This window comes from Duganella fentianensis (assembly GCF_964031615.1).
Classification (GTDB): domain Bacteria; phylum Pseudomonadota; class Gammaproteobacteria; order Burkholderiales; family Burkholderiaceae_D; genus Rugamonas; species Rugamonas fentianensis_A.
Genome location: NZ_CAXIQN010000007.1, coordinates 15,744 through 34,862 on the forward strand (window position 1 = coordinate 15,744; position 19,119 = coordinate 34,862).

The 19,119-nt window shown below is 58.1% G+C and carries 15 protein-coding genes; 3 read left to right on the forward strand and 12 right to left on the reverse strand.

What is annotated here, in order from left to right; genetic code table 11:
- Nucleotides 1–15 precede the first annotated feature (15 nt).
- The 3 genes from dnaE to ABNT42_RS04330 all read right to left on the reverse strand — a co-directional run bounded on the left by dnaE (nt 16) and on the right by ABNT42_RS04330 (nt 4,115).
- Nucleotides 16–3,567: a DNA polymerase III subunit alpha gene (gene dnaE, locus ABNT42_RS04320; protein WP_348694504.1), complete on the reverse strand. Its 3,552-nt coding sequence runs from the start codon at nt 3,565–3,567 to the stop codon at nt 16–18.
- 84 nt (nt 3,568–3,651) lie between these two features.
- Nucleotides 3,652–4,074: a transcriptional regulator gene (locus ABNT42_RS04325; protein WP_348694507.1), complete on the reverse strand. Its 423-nt coding sequence runs from the start codon at nt 4,072–4,074 to the stop codon at nt 3,652–3,654.
- The gene (locus tag ABNT42_RS04330) at nt 4,062–4,115 is read right to left on the reverse strand and encodes a hypothetical protein (protein ID WP_348694651.1); all 54 of its coding nucleotides are present in this window, start codon (nt 4,113–4,115) and stop codon (nt 4,062–4,064) included. The genes ABNT42_RS04325 and ABNT42_RS04330 overlap by 13 nt, the downstream gene beginning before the upstream one ends.
- Nucleotides 4,116–4,330: 215 nt before the next feature.
- Between ABNT42_RS04330 and ABNT42_RS04335 the strand changes: the two genes are divergently transcribed.
- Complete coding sequence (locus ABNT42_RS04335) at nt 4,331–5,218, forward strand: sulfurtransferase (protein ID WP_348694510.1); 888 nt, start codon at nt 4,331–4,333, stop codon at nt 5,216–5,218.
- Between the two features lie 68 nt (nt 5,219–5,286).
- Here ABNT42_RS04335 and ABNT42_RS04340 read toward each other — a convergent pair whose 3' ends face one another.
- Both ABNT42_RS04340 and ABNT42_RS04345 read right to left on the reverse strand, forming a co-directional pair.
- Complete coding sequence (locus ABNT42_RS04340) at nt 5,287–5,745, reverse strand: STY0301 family protein (protein ID WP_348694512.1); 459 nt, start codon at nt 5,743–5,745, stop codon at nt 5,287–5,289.
- Entirely contained in the window at nt 5,717–6,103 is a 387-nt protein-coding gene (locus ABNT42_RS04345; protein WP_348694514.1) for a BPSL0067 family protein, read from the reverse strand. Before ABNT42_RS04345 ends, ABNT42_RS04340 begins: the two co-directional genes overlap by 29 nt.
- Before the next feature lie 229 nt (nt 6,104–6,332).
- On the opposite strand from ABNT42_RS04345, the gene ABNT42_RS04350 reads away from it, so the two are divergent.
- Both ABNT42_RS04350 and ABNT42_RS04355 read left to right on the forward strand, forming a co-directional pair.
- Nucleotides 6,333–6,587 carry a type II toxin-antitoxin system Phd/YefM family antitoxin gene (locus ABNT42_RS04350; RefSeq protein ID WP_348694517.1) on the forward strand — a complete coding sequence of 85 codons (255 nt, stop codon included), beginning with the start codon at nt 6,333–6,335 and terminating at the stop codon, nt 6,585–6,587.
- The gene (locus ABNT42_RS04355) at nt 6,584–7,009 is read left to right on the forward strand and encodes a type II toxin-antitoxin system VapC family toxin (protein WP_348694520.1); all 426 of its coding nucleotides are present in this window, start codon (nt 6,584–6,586) and stop codon (nt 7,007–7,009) included. The genes ABNT42_RS04350 and ABNT42_RS04355 overlap by 4 nt, the downstream gene beginning before the upstream one ends.
- A gap of 51 nt (nt 7,010–7,060) precedes the next feature.
- On the opposite strand, the gene ABNT42_RS04360 is transcribed toward ABNT42_RS04355, so the two are convergent.
- From ABNT42_RS04360 to ABNT42_RS04390, 7 genes are all read right to left on the reverse strand, one after another.
- The gene (locus ABNT42_RS04360; protein ID WP_348694522.1) at nt 7,061–9,040 is read right to left on the reverse strand and encodes an acyltransferase family protein; all 1,980 of its coding nucleotides are present in this window, start codon (nt 9,038–9,040) and stop codon (nt 7,061–7,063) included.
- Nucleotides 9,041–9,081: 41 nt separating this feature from the next.
- Nucleotides 9,082–9,300 (reverse strand): hypothetical protein, encoded by a 219-nt coding sequence (locus tag ABNT42_RS04365; protein WP_348694525.1) that lies wholly within the window; start codon nt 9,298–9,300, stop codon nt 9,082–9,084.
- A complete protein-coding gene (locus tag ABNT42_RS04370) occupies nt 9,297–10,622 on the reverse strand; it encodes a TolC family outer membrane protein (RefSeq protein ID WP_348694528.1) in 1,326 nt (441 codons plus the stop codon). The genes ABNT42_RS04365 and ABNT42_RS04370 overlap by 4 nt, the downstream gene beginning before the upstream one ends.
- A 1-nt stretch (nt 10,623) precedes the next feature.
- Nucleotides 10,624–11,982, reverse strand: a complete 1,359-nt coding sequence (locus tag ABNT42_RS04375; RefSeq protein WP_348694530.1) for an HlyD family type I secretion periplasmic adaptor subunit — start codon at nt 11,980–11,982, stop codon at nt 10,624–10,626.
- A 2-nt stretch (nt 11,983–11,984) separates the two neighbouring features.
- Complete coding sequence (locus ABNT42_RS04380) at nt 11,985–13,811, reverse strand: type I secretion system permease/ATPase (protein WP_348694533.1); 1,827 nt, start codon at nt 13,809–13,811, stop codon at nt 11,985–11,987.
- Nucleotides 13,812–14,058: 247 nt separating this feature from the next.
- Nucleotides 14,059–17,193 (reverse strand): calcium-binding protein, encoded by a 3,135-nt coding sequence (locus tag ABNT42_RS04385; RefSeq protein WP_348694536.1) that lies wholly within the window; start codon nt 17,191–17,193, stop codon nt 14,059–14,061.
- A gap of 483 nt (nt 17,194–17,676) precedes the next feature.
- On the reverse strand, nt 17,677–19,038 hold the full coding sequence (locus ABNT42_RS04390; RefSeq protein ID WP_348694538.1) for a FecR family protein: 1,362 nt from the start codon (nt 19,036–19,038) through the stop codon (nt 17,677–17,679).
- Nucleotides 19,039–19,119 lie beyond the last annotated feature (81 nt).

Genomic DNA, 19,119 nt, shown 5'->3' on the forward strand with positions numbered 1-19,119 from the left:
TGCGCGCGCCCTGCATCAGTATTCAATCGCCACCTCGCTGGCACCCAGCACCTGCTGCAAGGCCAGCTGCAGTTCGTCCGACGGTGCTACCCGCCAGCCTTCGCCCAGCTGCAGCACGCAGCTCACGCCTTGCGGCATCACCCGCAGCGATACGGGCAGGCCATCGGCCTGACGGTGCGGCGCCAGCAGCTCCGACATCTTGCGCACATCCACCGTGGCCGGCAGCGCCATGCCCAGCTGCTTGCCGTAGTTGACGCGCGCAGTGATGATGTCGAACACCCGTTCGGCCGAAATCCGCAAGCCGCCGTTGAAACGGTCTTCCGACACCTTGCCGACAACGGCAAGGAATTCGTCTTCGCGGAACATGTGCTTGTTCTCTTCGAACACTTCGCTGTACACGGTGACTTCCACCACCGAGGTCTTGTCATCCAGCGTGACGATCAGGATCTTGCCGCGCTGGGTCATCTGCGGGCGCACGCCCGTGATCACGCCGCACAGCATGCGCGGCTCGCGCGACGGTTCCAGCTCGGACAGCTTGGTGCGGCAGAAGCGCCGTGCTTCCGGCGCAAACGAATCGAACATGTGGCCGGACAGGTAGAAGCCCAGCGCGATCTTTTCTTCGGCCAGCTTCTGGCGATCCGTGAACGGTGCCGTCTTCACATATTCGGGCGGTGCTACCAGATCGCTATCGTCACCACCGAACAGGCTGACCTGATTGGCGGCGCGGGCTTCCTGTTCGGCGCATTCCATGGCGAAGCCGACCGATGCCAGCAGCACGGCGCGATCCACCTGCAGGCAGTCGAACGCGCCCGAGCGGATCAGCGATTCGATGGTGCGGCGATTGATCTGCTTCTTGTCCACGCGCTTGCAGAAATCGAACAGGCTGGTGAACGGGCCACCCGATTTGCGCGCCGCGATGATCGCTTCGATGGCGTTCTGGCCCGAGCCTTTGACGGCGCCCAGACCATAGCGGATGTGAGTCACTTTCTTGCCCGTGACGGAAGGCGCTTCGCCTTCCGGCGTGAAGCGGTAATCCGAGTGGTTGATATCGGGCGGCAAAATGGTCAGGCCGCAGATATCGATGGCGTCTTCCACCAGAATCTTGACCTTCTCCGTATCGTCCATGGCCAGCGACATATTGGCTGCCATGAAGGCGGCCGGATGGTGCGCTTTCAGATAGGCCGTGTGATACGACAGCAGCGCATAGGCGGCCGCGTGCGACTTGTTGAAGCCGTAGCCGGCGAACTTTTCCATCAAGTCGAAAATCTCGTCGGCCTTTTCTTCCGACAGGCCATCCTTGGCGGCACCTGCGCGGAAAATGGCGCGGTGCTCGGCCATCTCCTCGGCTTTTTTCTTACCCATGGCACGACGCAGCATGTCCGCACCGCCCAGCGAGTAGCCGCCGACGATCTGCGCCATCTGCATCACCTGCTCCTGATACACCATGATGCCGTAGGTTTCGGACAGAATCGATTCGGTACGGGGATCGGGATAGTCGAACTTCTCGCCGTGCTTACGTTTGCAGAAGTCGGGAATCAGATCCATCGGGCCCGGACGGTACAGCGCCACCAGCGCAATAATGTCCTCGAAACGGTCGGGCCGCGCATCTTTCAGCATGCCCTGCATACCGCGCGATTCAAGCTGGAACACGGCCACGGTCTTGGCCTTGGTCAGCAGTTCGTAGGATGGGCGGTCATTCAGCGGCAGCCTGGCCAGATCGAAGTCCGCCTCGGCCGGATCGAGATCTTTAATGTAGCGCACTGCGCGGTCGAGAATCGTCAGCGTGGTCAGACCCAAGAAGTCGAACTTCACCAGACCGACCGCTTCCACGTCGTCCTTATCGTATTGCGACACCACACCCGTATCGCCGGACTGGGTGTACAGCGGGCAGAAGTCGGTCAGCTTGCCCGGTGCGATCAGCACACCACCGGCGTGCATACCGATGTTACGCGTGATGCCTTCTACCTGCTGCGCCAGATCCAGCAACTGCGCCACTTCTTCCTCGTTCTGCTGGCGCTCCTTGAGCATCGGTTCTTCTTCGATCGCATCGGCAATCGAAACGGGCTTGCCCGGCTTGAACGGAATCAGCTTGGAGACGCCATCGCAGAAGTTATAGCCGAAGTCCATGACGCGGCCCACATCGCGGATCGCGCCTTTGGCCGCCATGGTACCGAAGGTGGCGATCTGCGACACCGCATCGCGGCCATACAGATCCTTCACGTGCTGGATCACCAGTTCGCGCTTTTCCTGACAGAAGTCGATATCGAAGTCGGGCATGGATACCCGTTCCGGATTGAGGAAACGTTCGAACAGCAGGTTGTATTTGAGCGGATCCAGATCGGTAATCTTGAGCGCGTACGCCACCAGCGAACCGGCACCCGAACCCCGGCCCGGCCCGATCGGCACACCGTTATTCTTACCCCACTGGATAAACTCGGCCACGATCAGGAAGTAGCCGGGGAACTTCATCTTGATGATGGTGTTGTTCTCGAACTCCAGTCGCGCTTCGTAGCGGGGACGTTCCTGCTCGCGCTTGACGGGATCGGGGAACAGATGCAGCAGACGCTCCTCCAGTCCCTTCTTGGTTTCGGCCACCAGAAACTCGTCGATGGTCATGCCCGGCGTGGGAAAATTCGGCAGCTGCGGTTTGCCCAGTGTCAGCGTCAGATTGCAGCGCTTGGCGATTTCCACCGAGTTCTGCAAAGCCGCCGGCAGGTCGGCGAACAGCTCGCGCATTTCTGCCTGCGACAGGAAACGCATCTGCTCATTGAACTTGCGCACCCGCTTGGCATTGGCCAGCAGCTCGCCTTCAGCGATACAGGTACGGGCTTCGTGCGCGATGAATTCTTCCTGCTTGAGGAACTGCACGGGATGGGTGGCGACCACCGGCAGGCCCAGTTTGGCAGCCAGCGCCACCGAATGGCGCACCTGCGATTCCTGATTGGGCTGGCCGGCACGCTGAATTTCGATATAGAAATGGCCGGGGAAGATCGCGCCCCATTTCTGCGCCAGCTGTTCGGCCAGTGGCAGATTACCGTTTTCAATCGCCATGCCGATGTCGCCAAAATGCGCGCCCGACAAGGCAATCAGGCCATTGGCGGGATTATCATCTGGCAGCAGCGGATAACTCTGCTGGGTCAGTTCCTGCAACCACTCTGTGCGGATCTCGGCGCGGCCACGGTGCTGGTTAGTCAGCCAGGCTTTCGACAGCAGTTCGCACAGCTGCAGATAGCCCATGCGGTTCTTGGCAAACAGCATCAGGCGGGACGGTTTGTCGCGGTTTTCGTCGTTGCTGATCCAGCAATCCACCCCGACCACGGGCTTGATGCCCTTGCCGCGCGCCGCCTTGTAGAACTTCACCATGCCGAACATATTGGCCAGATCCGTCACGGCCAGCGCCGCCTGCTTATCCTTGGCCGCCGTGCTCACCAGATCGTCAATACGCACCAGACCATCAACGATGGAATACTCCGAGTGCACCCGCAGGTGGACAAAATCCGGCCCCGTGGGCAAGGCAGCCGGAGCGGTTGCGGCGGGGGTGGCTGCTGGGTCTACTACCATGGTCATATGCTGCTCGTTGCGGGTTCAATATCCCCTATTTTACCGTGTCGACGCCCGCTACTGCGAATCGCATAAAGACACCCGCCCCCCTCATAGAAAGGTGGTGACGGGAAGATGGAAGCGCGCAGCAAGCACCTTAATCTGCCGAACATTCAAACTACGTTTGCCGCGCAAAATTTCAGAGATCACCCCTTGACTCCCCACCTCCGGCAGATCAGCCTGGGTTAGCTGATGTTGTTTCATCAGGAAGCGCAAAATGTCAGCAGGTTTCATTGTCGGAAAAATATGGACTCTACTTTCATATTCAGAAATTAATGTCCCTAGTGTGTTGACCAAATCTGCCAGCGGCGAGTTCTGATCTGCACCGCCGGCATCGAGCAGTCCATTTATTGCGGCAATAGCCTCTTTATATTCAAGCTCGGTAGAGACAGGTCGCAAAGGAACGTAAGCGATCAAATCTTGATAACGCTGCAGCAGTGCATCAATGTTTGATCGAGCGATCACGGCTTCCACTGGCTGTACTCCTTATGCGTAAAGATGTGCCGTACAAATATTCTTTGCTGGTTAAAGTGAACCGCGGCTGCAACGGCACTGCCGCAAGCGGGTGTATCGCCGAAAAATCTAGCAAAGCTTTGTTCGCGATAACGCGCATGGACAGATTATCTCACATTGAGATTTAGGGAGACTGCTCTTTTATATTCAACATCCGAGCACAGACTCCCACCTTGCGTATAATGTCGGCTCCGAAAAATTTTTGATCTGGATCATCATGCACGCTAATACTGCTTTACAAGCTGAAGCGCATGCTGCCGCAACTGCCGCCGCTGCCGCTCACGTCAACATCGCTGCCTACAAGTTCGTCACTTTTGACGACACGGAAGCTAAACGCCCTGAATATCAGGCGATCTGCCAGCGTCTGGGCCTGAAAGGCACGATTCTGCTGACCCCGGAAGGCATCAATATGTTCCTGTCCGGCCCGCGCGCCAACATCGACGAATTCCTCGCCTGGGTGCGCAGCGATGCCCGTTTTGCTGATCTGGAAGTCAAGGAAAGTTTCTCGAACGAGCAATCACACAAACGCATGCTGGTCAAGCTCAAGAAAGAAATCATCACCATGCGCATGCCGCTGATTAAGCCGGAAGAAGGCCGCGCACCGTTCGTTGAAGCGGCCACGCTCAAACGCTGGCTCGACAACGGCGTGGACGACAAAGGCCAGCCCGTGGTGATGGTCGATACCCGTAATGATTTTGAAGTGGATGTGGGCACCTTCAACAATACGGTGGATTACCGTATCAAGAAATTTACCGAATTCCCTGAAGTGATCGCCGCGCACAAGGAAGATTTCACCGGCAAGACCGTGGTGACTTTCTGCACGGGCGGCATTCGCTGCGAAAAAGCCGCCATCCACATGCAGAACATCGGCTATCAGGATGTGTACCAGCTGGAAGGTGGCATTCTGAAATATTTCGAAGAAGTGGGCGGCGACCACTACACGGGCGACTGCTTCGTGTTCGACTACCGTACCGCGCTCAATCCGAAGCTGGAACCGACTGAAACCACCCAGTGCTTCAACTGCCGCGCCGTGGTCACGCCGCGCCAGCAGATTGCGCCGGAATTTGTCGAGGGCAAGTCCTGCCCCCATTGCTACGGCAAATAGGCTTAGCCGGGCAGGATTCCTGATGGGTCGTCCGCGTTCGCAGCTTCATACGCAAGGAACGCGTCCGCCTAGCGGCAATCGATTTTGACATCAAACTGCCCCGCCTTTTCTCCCCGCCTATAGAAAAAAGTACACGCTTTGATCGCATCCGGCAAACGCCGGGAAAGCGTTAGCTGGTTGTGGGTTCCGTAACCGCATTCGAGCCATTTACCATCGGGAAAATCACGCTCCAGATTGTAAGTGTACGACCAAACATTTTTGCCTCGCCGGGAAGTGTATTCAGCCAGATCTCCACGCTGTTCAGGTGGCCCGTCAATAGGTGTGACAGAGTTCAGATAGAGCACCCTGCTTCCTTCGACCAGCCAATCTTGCAGCGCAGGAACGCCTGCCGGCGATAGCGTAATCGGTACCGACGATGGACAATTCAGACGGTAGACCTCTGCCGCGTGGCCTTGTGCCGTGAGTGCCACTGCAAGCATTAAGTTGGCACGCATATGGCTATTCGATAACAAAAAAAGCGTCAGCATTGTCACTCGGAAATTTAAAATTGCCCTTTTTATCTTTCCCCTGACATTTCAGGAAACGAGAGCTAATTTTCCCGCTCTTCTTGGTCTTCCACTGATCCATGACATAAATGCCTTCAGCTCCCTGCCGAAGAAACAGGGCGGCATGATTACCATGGGGATGATTAGCGTATCGCCCACGCACAAACGTGGCAATCGCAGTGCCTTTCTTCAACAACAAATTCCCAACTACCGCATCACCTTGGCGCCACAACGAAGTGACCGGTGCACCAGCGTAGCGTTGAACCAAGGCAACGCATTGATGCGTACCGACCATTTCGCGTTCTTCCAGTGTATCCACATTCCCATATTTGTATGGCATCGCGCACTCCTTAGGATTTGAGCCATGAATAGCCGTGTTCCAATTTAAGGTAAGACACAGGGGAACTATTTGCGTTGGAGCAAATCTGAAGACAGCAAGCACCTCGACGACGAAGCTGGCATAAGCGCCCGCTGATTGATTAAGGGCAAAGCTAGGTCCATGCACGCTTGCCCAGCCCCCTTCATGGTAGTAACATCACTACATCAATTTAATTTGTCGGGGTGTCGCCATGGCCATTACTACGATATCTAGCCGCGAATTCAATCAGCAAGCGAGCGAAGCAAAACGGGCCGCCAACAACGGCCCCGTATTCATTACTGATCGCGGACGTCCGGCGCATGTGCTGATGAGTTTCGAGGAGTATCAGCGACTTACCAAGCAAAGACGCAACATTGCCGATGCACTAGCAATGCCGGATAGTGCCGACATCGAATTTGATCCGCCACCTATGCGCATTGAGATCCAACCGGCAGATCTCGCATGATGTTTATCCTCGATACCAACGTGGTATCCGAGTTGCGCAAAATACGACTCGGCAAAGCAGATAAAAACGTGACCGCATGGGCAGCGAGCGTTGACGCTACAGACCTTTTTGTCTCAGTTGTTACTATCATGGAGCTGGAGCTTGGCGTTTTATCGGTTGAACGCAAAGATGCCACACAGGGAGTCATTTTGCGGAATTGGTTGACGCAGCAAGTCCTACCTGAATTTGCAGGGCGTACTCTACCAATCGATAGCGCCGTGGCATTACGCTGCGCCCGGTTGCATGTGCCCGACAAACGTAGCGAGCGCGACGCACTGATTGCTGCGACCGCCCTGGTGCATCGCATGACACTGGTCACTCGCAACGTCGCCGATTTTAAGGCTACGGGCGTAACTCTGATCAACCCATGGGAAAAAGCTTAACAATAGTCAGCTGACATCGGAGTCTTTCGAGGACATATCCAGTAAGCCGCGCTACGGCAAACCCGCACCCGCAGCGCGCGCCTCTAGCTGGCGCGCATACTGCTCGGCCATGTAGGCATCGCCACTGGCGCTCAGGTGGTGCGTGTCACGGTACATCAGCGTCTGCCCCAGCATGGCATAGCAGCGCTCCCTGTCACACAGAGGTGCGGCGCTATCGAACAGCTGTACAGCAGGGAATTCGCTCAACACCGCACGCAGTGCAGCAGCATGCTCGGCCACATTGCGCTCGAACTGGCTGCGCGGGATGGAGCAATCCGTACGCGTCTGTGAGCTAGCCACACCGGCGCGGCGCAGGCAGGCACGCGGGTCGAAGTCCAGCGCCGGCACATCATTGACGAATACCACCTGCTTGCCTTGCGCCAGAAACAGCCTTAGCGTATTGCGTAATGCATCATATGCCACCCGCCCCACGTCCGTACTGGGCACCAGCTTGTATGCGGTGGACAAGATCACGGTCTTGATGCCGGGCGTGTTGAGTGCCAGCTCCATCATGCGTATCGTTTCTTTTTGCAGGATATCGTCGCCGGGCGGAACCCCGACAAAAGGAAGACGGGTCTGCAGATACCACAGGTTTTCGCCTCGGCTACGGTAATAGCTGCGCAAGCCATCGACCAGATGGCCGGCATGGCTATCCCCCAGCAACAGCACGGTCGGCGCCTGTTGCGGCTGATCCAGCTGGCAGTACTGCAGAGCGCCAACAAAACCATAGCGCGCCATGCATACCTCGGCATTACGATAGTCCGGCGTGAAAATCAGGTCCTGCTGCTGGCGTGCGCTGTCGACCACGCTGGCACGGGTAGGCAGGCCATCGTAGCGGTACAGCAGAGCAGCCCCCAGTGCCAGCAACAACATGACCGAGCACAGCGCGATTACCTTGCGCCGGCCATGCCGCGGGCGACGCATAGGCCGCTCCACCATAAACCAGGTTAGCCAGGCCAGCACCACAGCGGCCAGCACGGCCAGTACGCGAATCTTTAGCGATGGCAGACCCGCTTCGACGATACGGGCAAAGGCAAGCAGGGGCCAGTGCCACAGGTAGAGCGGATAGCTGATCAAGCCCACCGCGACCATCAGCCGGTTGGACAGCAGTACACGGTTACACCACGCCTGTGGACCAGCGGCAATCACCAGCACTGCCCCCAGTGTAGGCAGCAGGGCCCACCAGCCGGGGAAATGACGTTCGGCACGCAGAACCAGCATGGCGCCTGCCAGCAGCACGAGTCCGAGTATCGACTGCAGCGCACGCAGACGAGAGGCCTGTAGTGCGCCGGGCAAGTCTGCGCCGACTGGATCATTGCGCTGCCGAAGCTGATACGCCAGCGCTGTCCCTAACAGTAATTCCCACAGCCGGCTGGCCGGCGAGTAAAACGTGGCACTGGCATGGTGGCTCACGCCGCCCACATTGAGGACAAACGAAACCAGTGCCAGACCTGCCACCAGCACCCATGGCCGACGTCTGGCCAGCAACAGCAAGGCAGGGAACACGATATAGAACTGCTCCTCGATCGCCAGCGACCAGAGGTGGAGCAGAGGTTTGGTCTCGGCCGCTGTGTCGAAATAGCCTACTTCATTCCACAGCACGTAATTCGAGACGAAGCCAGCGCCGCCCAGCACATGCTTGGCGAGCATCTTGTATTCATCGGGGAACAGTGCAAACCAGCCGAAAGCCAGGCAGGCGGCCATCACGATCAGCAATGCAGGGAAGATCCGGCGCACGCGGCGCGCATAGAAATCTGCGTAGCTGAAGCGGCCACTTCCGATGTCGTCCAGCAGTATGCCGCCGATCAGGAAACCGGAAATGACGAAGAAAATATCAACCCCGGCAAAGCCGCCGGGCAGCAGCGCAGGAAAGGCGTGATACAGCACGACCGCCAGCACGGCCAGCGCCCGCAAGCCATCGATATCGGAACGGTATGGCAGTTTAAGATCCGATGCGTCCGCGGGCACCAAAGGCTGTTTTCCCAGTTCCATTAGCAATTTCGAAATAAAGCGGCGATTATAGCCGCTTGGCATCACTGCTGGGTACGCGGCACCAGTTGCTGCAATGCCGTCTGGTAGGCATTGCGGGCCGTCTGGAATACGGCCAGCTTGGCTTTCAGTTCGGCGATCTGGGCATCGACAAACTGCAGGCTGTTCGCCTGCGCCTGCGCCTCTTCGCACAGCTGGCTATAGCGGTAGGTCACCCCGTCTACCGTGATCTCGATTTCTTCCTGCATACCGGGCCTGCTCATCGGAAGTAAGGCGCCAGCGCGCGCACATCGTCGCTGTTCAGCGAACCGACGGCTGCACGCATGCGCAGCGTCGTCAGCAGATAGTTATAGCGTGCCTGGGCCTGATCGCGTTTCGACACGTACATCTGCTGGCGGGCATTGAGCACATCCAGATTGATGCGTACACCGGCCGCCACGCTGCGCGTCGTCGCGTCGATCAGCACATGGGCCGAAGCGACCGATTTATCCAGCGCGGCCAGCCGCGCAATGCTGCTCGACAGGGCGGTGAAGTCCTTGCGCAGTTCCAGCAGTACCTTATCCTTCTGTAGCTGCAGATCGGCTTCCGCCTTGCCCAGATTGGCGGCCGATTGGCGCGTCTGGGCACTGATCGAACCACCCGCATACAGCGGAATCGAAGCCTGCACACCGATGCTGCGTATGGTCTGGTCCTGATTGATGGTGGTGATCGAATCCGACGAGGTCTTGCCATAAGTGCCGACAAAGTCGATGCGCGGTGCATGGCCGGACTTCTGGCGTTTCAGATCCAGTTGCGCCATTTCCAGCCCCAGCCTGGCGCTCTGGATATCGGGATTCTTTTCCAGCGCGATGGTCTTCCACTGTTCGAAGCTGACACTATCGACTTCGCGCGGATGGAAATCCTGCACCAGCAAGTCCAGCTCGCCGATATCGCCACCGACGATCTGCATCAGGGTATCGCGCGAGGCGGTCAGTGCATCGCGGGTTTCCAGCAACTGCGCTTCCGAGGCATCCAGTCGCGCCTGGGTTTCCAGCATATCGGTGCGGGTACCCTCGCCTTTGGCAAACAGCTGATCGTTGACTTTGCGCTGCTCGAGGTAGGTATCGCGCTCGGCAGTTGCAAGTTGCAGCAGATCCTGCTTGTACAGCACGTCGAGATAGGCCCCCACCACGCGTACGATGACTTCCTGCTGCTGGCTGCTCAGTTGCGATTCGGCATAGCGAGCCTGCGTGCTACCCTGCTTGTAACGGAACCAGCCATCCAGATTGAACAGGCTCTGGCGCAACTGTACGGTGGCCGAACGGCTGATGTAATCCTGCGGCTTGTCACCCAGACCGTAATTGACGGTGGATCGGTTCTGGCTGGCGCTGTAGGAACCCTGCAACGTCGGCAGCAGGTTCGACAGCCCCAGCGCGCGGTTCTCTTTGCCCGCCTCGCTCGTATAGTAGGCCGAGCGGTAGGCAGGATCATTCTTCAGAGCCGCTTCATACGCCTGCTGCAGGCTGATCGCCTGACTAGCGGGCGCCATGCCTGCCAGCAGGCTGGCTATGGCCAGTGGCAACGCGCGTTTCTTCCAGTTGGCCATCTTATTCCTCCGTCAGCGAAGAATGGGCGCGATCCAGCACTGGCTTCAGCAGATAGCTCATCAGGCTGCGTTCACCCGTCTTGATGAACATATCGACCGGCATACCGGAGACGATATCGAGCTTTCTGGAAGCAATGACCTTGGCGCCTTCCGGCGACACGCGGGCACGTACCTTGTAGTACGCGGCGCCGGTGCGCTCATCTACCGTACGGTCAGCCGCGACCTGGATCACGGTACCGGCAATGTGCGGCGTGCGGTTGGAGTTAAATGCCGAGAAACTCATTTCCACCGGCAGGCCGACACGTACTCGATCGATCAGATTCACCGCCAGCTGGCCTTCTACCACCAGCGCATCATCATCCGGCACGATTTCCATCAGTTTCGCGCCCGAACCTACCACGCCCCCCTGGGTGAACACGCTGGAACCCACCACTACGCCATCGGTCGGTGCCTTGATTTCCACGCTGGCCAGATCAAAGCGCTGGCCCGACAGGCGGCCTACCATGGCGTCTGCATCACGGCGGATCTCGCCCAGCTGGGTACGCACTTCGCGCTGGTAATCGCTATTACGCTGCACTTTGCGCAACTGGGCTTCGCTGATCTGGCGCTGGGCACGGCCTATCGTACCGGTGTCATCGGCAATTGCCCCCACCAGCTGTTCGTAGGAACGCTGTACGTCAAGGTAGCGGTTGCGGGCAATATAGCCATCGCGCGCCAGATCACGGGTATTGTCGAGCTGCTCCTTGATCAGTGCCAGCTGAGCCTTCTTGCTCGCCATGGAATCCTTGGTCGCCTGGATCTGCAGATTCAAACCAGCAATGGTTTCATCGATGGCACCCAGATCACTTTGCAGACTTAACTGGCGCGAAGCAATCAGCTGGTTCTGCAGCGCCAGGGCCTCAGCCGTTTGCGGCGCATCGCGATATTCGCGCAGGCTATCCGGCAGACTCACACTGTGCTTGCCCTGCAATTCAGCCTGCAGACGAGCCTCGCTGGCACGTGCCGAAATATACTGCACTTGAGTAATATCCAGTGCTGCCTTGGCCGCCACCGGATTCATGCGCACCAGCGTCTGTCCCTGTTTCACATGGTCGCCATCCTTGACCAGAATTTCCTGCACGATGCCACCCTGCAGATATTGCACGGCCTTGCGGTTGCCTTCCTTGGTCACCGTACCCTGCAGCGGTGCACCCTTATCGAGCGGGGCAAAACTTGCCCAGACCAGAAAACCCAGTACGCCGGCCAGAACGATGATCCAGCCCAGACGGGCATAAGCACCCGCATCGGTATTGACAGTAATGGGGCTGGCATCGTGGGTCACCACTTCGGTGGCCGCTTGCTGATGTTTGATAATGTTCACGCTCACTCCGATTTCGTTGCTGCCGCTTGCGCAGCAGCCTGTTGTTGCGCCTGTGCCTGTGCCTGTGCCTGTGCTTGCTGAGCTTGAGCTTGAGCTTGAGCTTGCGCTTGCTGCGCCTGCAATTGCTGCGCTTGTGCCTGCTGGGCCTGAGTCTGCAGCGCGTTCAGCACCTCATTGGTAGGACCGAAAGCGGCAAGCACACCGTCACGCACCAGCAGCAGCTTGTTGGTGGCACCAATGACACTGGTACGGTGGGTAATCAGCACAATGGTCTTGCCGCGCGCACGCAGATCAGCAATCGCGCGCACCAGTGCCTGTTCACCCATATCGTCCAGATTCGAATTCGGTTCATCCAGCACCAGCACTGCCGGATCACCATACATGGCACGGGCCAGACCGATGCGCTGACGCTGACCACCGGACAGACCGGCACCGCCGTCACCGAGCATGGTGTCGTAGCCGGATGGGAACTGCAATATCATTTCATGCACACCGGCGCGCTTTGCTGCCAGCACCACTTTTTCGGCATCGACCTCGCCGAAGCGGGCAATGTTCTCGCTAATGGTGCCGCCAAACAGCTCGATATCCTGCGGCAGGTAGCCGACGTGAGGGCCCAGTTCTGCCTTGTTCCACTGATAGATATCTGCGCCGTCGAGGCGTACCTTGCCCATCGCTGCCGGCCAGACGCCAACCAGCAGACGTGCCAGCGTGGATTTACCGGAACCGCTAGGTCCGATCACACCCAGCACATCACCGGGCTGGATCGCAAAACTCAGGTTCTTGATTACCGGATTTTTAGCGCCCGGCGGACCTGCCGTCACCTGTTCCAGCGCCACCACACCCTGTGGCTTAGGCAGCTCCATACCGACCGGACGGACCGGATTTTCTTCCAGCAAGCGGGTCAGACGCTCGTAGGCACTGCGGGTATTGGCCCACGACTTCCAGACTGCGATCACTTGCTGCACGGGTGCCAGGGTACGGCCGACCAGAATCGAGGCGGCAATCATCATCCCGGGGGAAATCTTGTTTTCCAGTACCAGCAAAGCCCCGAAGCCCAGCACCAGCGACTGCAACGAAACCTGCACGAACTTGGTCACCGCACCGACTGTGCCGGCTTTTTCGCTCGCCTCTGCCTGCAGCACGAGGAAGCGGCCATGCATCTTCAGCCAGCGGCCCATCAGGTTGGGCAGCATGCCCATCGACTCGATCACTTCGGCATTGCGCAGATTATTCGTGGCCAGCTGGCTCGAAGCAATCGCCATGGTATTGGCATCGGACAGCGGTTTGTGCGAGACCCGTTCGTTGACATAGGCCAGCAGCACGAGCAGAGCCGTACCGCACAGGGAGAAAATGCCCAGCGACGGCTCGAACATGAAGATCACGCCCAGATAGATAGGGAACCATGGCGCGTCGAAGAAGGCGAACAGCGCATTACCGGTAAGGAACTGGCGGATATTGGTCAGATCGGTCAGCGCCTGGCCGGCATTACCACCGGCTTTTTTCAGATTCTGTTCGAATGCTGCCGTGTAGACGCGCTTATTCAGCTGCATGTCGAAACGGGCGCCCACGCGCACCAGCACAAAACTACGGATCAGTTCCAGCGCCCCCATGAACAGGTAGGCCCCCAGCATCATCAGGGTCAGCATCAGCAGCGTGACTTCGTTGCGGCTGGCCAGTACGCGGTCATACACCTGCAACATGTACAGCGAAGGCACCAGCATCAGCAGATTGCTGATGGCACTGAACGCACCCACCGTCACAAAAGTGCTTTTGAACGTCAGCAGAATCTCGCTGATCTCGTTCTTAGTCTTGAGGAAATTATTTTTCATGGATAACCCTACGCTATCGCTCCAAATGAGCGAGACGAGACATTATCGCTGATTTCCCGCAAAAAATGTGATGCTCGTCACAAATTTTACAAGGAAGTAGGCTGACTGCCTAGAATTTAGGCAATTCTAGCGTAAACCGAGGCCGCTATGACAGGGCCAGAAGAGATAAAAAAACCCTCGCCGCCAGAGACGGAGAGGGTTTTTGACTTCGCTGCGGAGCTGATGCCCCGCAGTGAAGATAAGGTGATTACACCAGGGTTACAACGTAGCTACCGTCTTGGGTCGAGGTAGCCAGGTTCACCAGGCCTACCAGCTCAACAACCTGGTCGCCACCGTCTTGGAAGGTAGCAGCAGCGCTGTTATCCAGAACGATGTAGGTGTTGCCGTTGAACTGGAACCAGTGGAAGGCCGAGTCGGTCGAACCATCGCCAGCAGCAGCAGCGTTCAGGTAGTTAGCGAAGTTCGAAGCGCCACCCAGGGTGATCTTCGAACCCAGTACGCCAGCAGTCAGGCCACCACCGTCGTGAGCGGTTGCATTGAAGCTGATGGTGTCGCCAGCGCCCATGCCGGTCAGCGAGGTGTAGTAACCAGCTGCGGTCTGTACGCCGGTGAACACGATAGCGTCGGTACCGGTACCTACGTTCACGGTGTTAGCACCTGCCGAAGCACCGATGGTGATGGTGTCGTTGCCGGTGCCAGCGTCGATGGTGTTGGCGCCAGTGCCCACGGTGATGATGTCATTACCCGAGCTGGTGGTGATGGTGTTGTCGCCGTTACCAACGGTGATGGTGTCCACGCCGGTACCGCCGGTTACGGTGTTGTCACCGTCGTTGTTGCCTGCGGTCAGGGTGTTTGCACCGTTACCCAGAGTGAAGGTATTGGTGGTCGCATCGTGGTTGCTAGCATTGTTCATGGTGATGGTGTCGGTACCCGAACCACCAACGTAGGTGATGTCGCCCAGAGCTGCGGACAGAACGATCACGTTAGCGTCAGCAGTTGCGCCGCCTTTAACGGTAGCAGCACCAGCCAGAGCACCCGAAGTCCAGGTCACGTCGCCGTCGGTTACGCCGCTAGCGTCGAAGGTGGTCAGCGCGGTGCCGGTGAAGGTCAGGGTCAGACCTGCATCGCCAGCTACGGTGACTTTGGTTGCAGCAGCAGCGGTCAGCGAAGCAACGTGCTCGATACCGGTGGTGGTAGCTGCGGTGTCGTCGGTCAGGAAGTTGATGGTTTCAACGTTGCTGATGGTTACGCCGTTGATGTTGCGTGCAGCAGCCGAGCTGATAGCGACATTGAACACGTCAGCGGTGTTAGCAGCAGCGCTAGCCACGGTGATGGTCGAAGCAGCGGTTTGAGCGGTGGTGTAGGTTACGGTGCCGCCCGAAGCGATGTTCGACACAGCCAGGGTCTGGCCCAGGTCAACCGTAGCTTCAACTTTGCTGATGTTGTCCAGGTTAGCAACGTTGACGGTTACGCCAGCGCCAGCTGCGCCTGCCAGACGCACGACTTCGAAGTTCGAAACCGTGGTAGCGAAGGTGGTGCCGCCCGAAGCGGTGGTTGCGTCGTCAGCGTCAGCGAACGACAGCACGTCGCCGGTGCCGGCGCCTGCGTCGATCGAGCCGCCGGTGCCCAGAGCGGTGGTAGCAGCAGCCAGGGTCACTACGTCATCGCCAGCACCGGTGGTGATAGCTTTGGTGGTTGCGCCCAGGGTGATGGTGTCAGCGCCCGAACCGCCAGTGTATGCGGTGCCAACCAGCAGGGTCGAGCTGATGGTCATGCCGCCGGTAGCAGCAGCTGCGTCGACCGAGGTCAGCGCGGTTGCGCCAGCGATCGAGGTCAGGGTCAGCTTCTTGTCGCCGGTCAGGGACAGCGAGGTCAGCGCGGTGTCGGTGATGTTGGCGATGGTCGAAGCAGCGCCGGTGCTGTTGACTTTGATGGTGGTGTAGATATCGTCGTCATCCAGGGTGCCGCCGCTCAGACCGTTCACGTTCAGGTTCAGGGTGGTGGTGGCCGAGCCGCTTACCAGTGCATCGCCGTTGTCGATGGTCACGTTACCCGAGCCGGTGCCCAGGTTCAGAGTCGACAGCTTGTTGGTGTGCACGGTGTTGACCGTGGTGTAGCCGGTTGCGGTAATGCTGGTGATGGTGTCATCTTTATCGGTAGCATTAGCCTGACCGGTTACGGTCACGGTGTTGTAGGTTGGGGTTGCGTCGGTGCCCTTGGTAGCAACTGCCGAAGCCGTGGTCAGCTTGCCCGAGTTGGTGATAGCAACGGTACCGGTGGTAGCGGTTGCACCAGCAACGATAGCCTGGGTTACCGAAGCCGAAGTGCCGCCGGTAACAGCGATAGGACCAGCAGCGCCGCCGTTGGCGATGGTGGTCGAAATCGACACCACGCCGGTTGCGCCGGTAACGGTTACGTCACCAGTCGACACTTTAGCTGCGGTGATGGTTACATCTTTACCACCAGCAACAACTTGGTCCAGAGCACCAGCCAGCGAATCGGTGGTGATCACGTTTGCACCAGCAACGGTGACGTTCACGCCGCCGGTAGCAGCTGCGGTGAAGTCGGTCAGGCCGGTCCAGCCCGAAGCGTCAGCGGTGATGTCAGCGCCGCTGCTCATCACTACTTTTTCGATGTTTGCAACTTTTACCGAAGCTGGAACCGAGATGGCTGCAGTCTGGATGTAGTTCAGGGTGTCGGTACCAGCGCCGCCGTCCAGGTTGTCCAGGGCGGTCAGAGTGGTGGTGCCGGTGGTGCCGTTGTAGGTGTCGTCACCAGCGCCGCCTTTGAACGACGAACCCGAATCCACGCCGGTGGTCAGGGTGAAGGTGGTTGCTGGGGTTGCTGGGGTGCCAGCGGCTACAACGGTAGCGATGGTGGTGTCGATGGCGCCAACAGCGGTTGCCAGGGTAGCTTCGTCGGTAACGCTAGCGATGAAGGCCTTAGCAGCAGGGATAGCAGCGGTGCTGTAGCCCAGGATTTCAGCGGTGGTATCCAGCGCTGCGGTGAAAGCGGTAGCGGCAGCAACTTTGCTGTCGTAAGCTACTTTGTCGGTGCCTTGAGCGCCGGTAGCGATGTAGGTTACCACGTTGTCGATGGTAATCGTTTTGTTTTGCAGAGCGTTAGCCCAGAACAGCAGACCACTTGGGTCAGCGTCGTGGCCGAACAGGTTGACGTAAACCTGGTTGACGGTTTCAACAGCCGATTTGCCAGCGTAGGCAGTGGTGTATTCAGCCGAAGCAGCGAAAGCAGCGCTGATTGCAGCGGTGCTACCGTTAGCAGCAGCAACTTTGCCTTCCCAGAAAGCCAGACCGCCTGCATCAGCAGGACGACCGAAGTACGCTACGTACAGTTGTTGAATCGAAGCGGTGTATTGGGACATATAAAACTCCTAGGTAACACGTTTTAAAAGTTTAGGATTTGCGGCACCACATGCTTGCGTGCTTGCAAGACTGCGTACCGAATCATGGCAGAAGACCCTTATGCGTTAATGTGACGAGCATCACAAGAACCCATAAAAATCCACTTAATTTCGGCATAATTCGCAAAAATTACCACGCGGGACATTATGGGAGATGGTTAGAGGGAAATCAACGTGTTTACAACACTGCAAGTCACAGTGTTATTAATATGTTGAAAACACTTTTAGCACCACACCATAATAGTTGCCCCGCCACTCTGGTCAGCTGTGCTTCGCTGCCGCAACGCAGCCGACCTGTGCTGCCCCGCTACTCGCTGCAAAGCCAGTAGTCGTGACAATGGGTGACTATTTATTAATAAAAAAGCGCCGGCGGGAATTGCTTCACGCCGACGCGCCGTTTTCACTACGGTCTGATGAGCTGACCGGTAGCTAATTTAATCCAGATCATTTTGTCCAATACGTCACTCCGGACACGGTACGGGTGGCATCCAGCCGGCCTTGGAACAGATAGGTCGCATCGCCCTTGCCGCTGAGCACACCATTCACATTAATCGTGTTGGCACCACCAGAACCCAGCACGGCACCACCGAACATCTGACCGTCACGCGTCACTTCACCCGTATTTTTCAGGGCAAAACGTTCGCCTTGTGTCAGCAGATCGAAACTGGTGGTGAATTGCGACTTGTCGAAATCGACCAGCAACTTACCATTTTCCACACTGGCTGCCGTGAGCGCGGCCGTACTCTGGTTCTTCACATAGGCTTCGCTCTGACTCAGATTGAAACCGACCGAACCATGTTCCGGCGTGACATAGGCCGTTCCTTCCTTGGCCCGGAACAGCACGAAGGTATCATTAAATGCCAGCCGGTCCGAGCCTGCCTGCGACAAGGCCGTAGTTGCCGCCTGTCCGGCCACCGCCTGCCAGCGTCCCCAGTTAACGGCGCGCGGCGGCACGACCGGCGCCACAACCACCGGTTCGGCAGGGGCCACGGGTGGCGTCACCGCTTCCGGGGTCTTGTCGACGATACTCGACTTGTCGCCACCAGCCACCTGATTCGCCACGATTTGCTGCAGACTATTCGATTTACGGGGATCCAGACTAGGCTCGGCTCCCGTCGCTGCGGCTGCACCACCCAGCTTGCCACCAGGCTCATCCGGGCGTGGCGGCGCCACCACATCGGGCGCCAGACTGCCGCCCTGCAGCAGCTGCGGCGCGACCTGACTGCGCTGTACCTGCAGCAACTGGCCACGCTGGCTCGCCGATAGTTCGCGCGCCATGGCGCCTTCGCACGGACCGCTACCTTCCGGACGGCAGCCACCGCCGAAACCGCTCATGGTAATGCCGCCCGACAGCACGGCCACACGCGACACTTCCTGATCAGTAAACACGGTGAAATCCGTACCACGCACGCCGATGGCAGCCACTGGCGTATTGAAACGGAAATTCTGCCGTGCCAGCTTGACCGCCTCGCCCGACTGGCTACGCGCCACGCCATGCAGCAGTTCCAGCTTGATGCGGGTATTGGCCGGATTGGCGGCATCGATATGGTAGCTGGCAATCCGCGCTTCCGTATTCGGGCGCAGGATGAACATGCCGTTATCCACCGTCTTGATATAGATGTAACCTGCCGCGCCTGTCGTCAGCAACTCACCTTCCTGCACAGCCGCGTTCAGCACGGCCGGCTTGCCAGCCACCTGAGCGGCACCGGCAACAAAAATGATCTTCCCTGCTTCGGCCGCCAGTGCCGGTACGGCACACAGCATGGCAAAAGTAGCAAGAACTGGACGTAAGTATGAGCGCAACATGATATTTCCCCTTTTCCGGTATTGTCCGCCTGAGGACGGATTTTTCCGTGATAACCGTCACATTTTTATCCAAAACAAGCT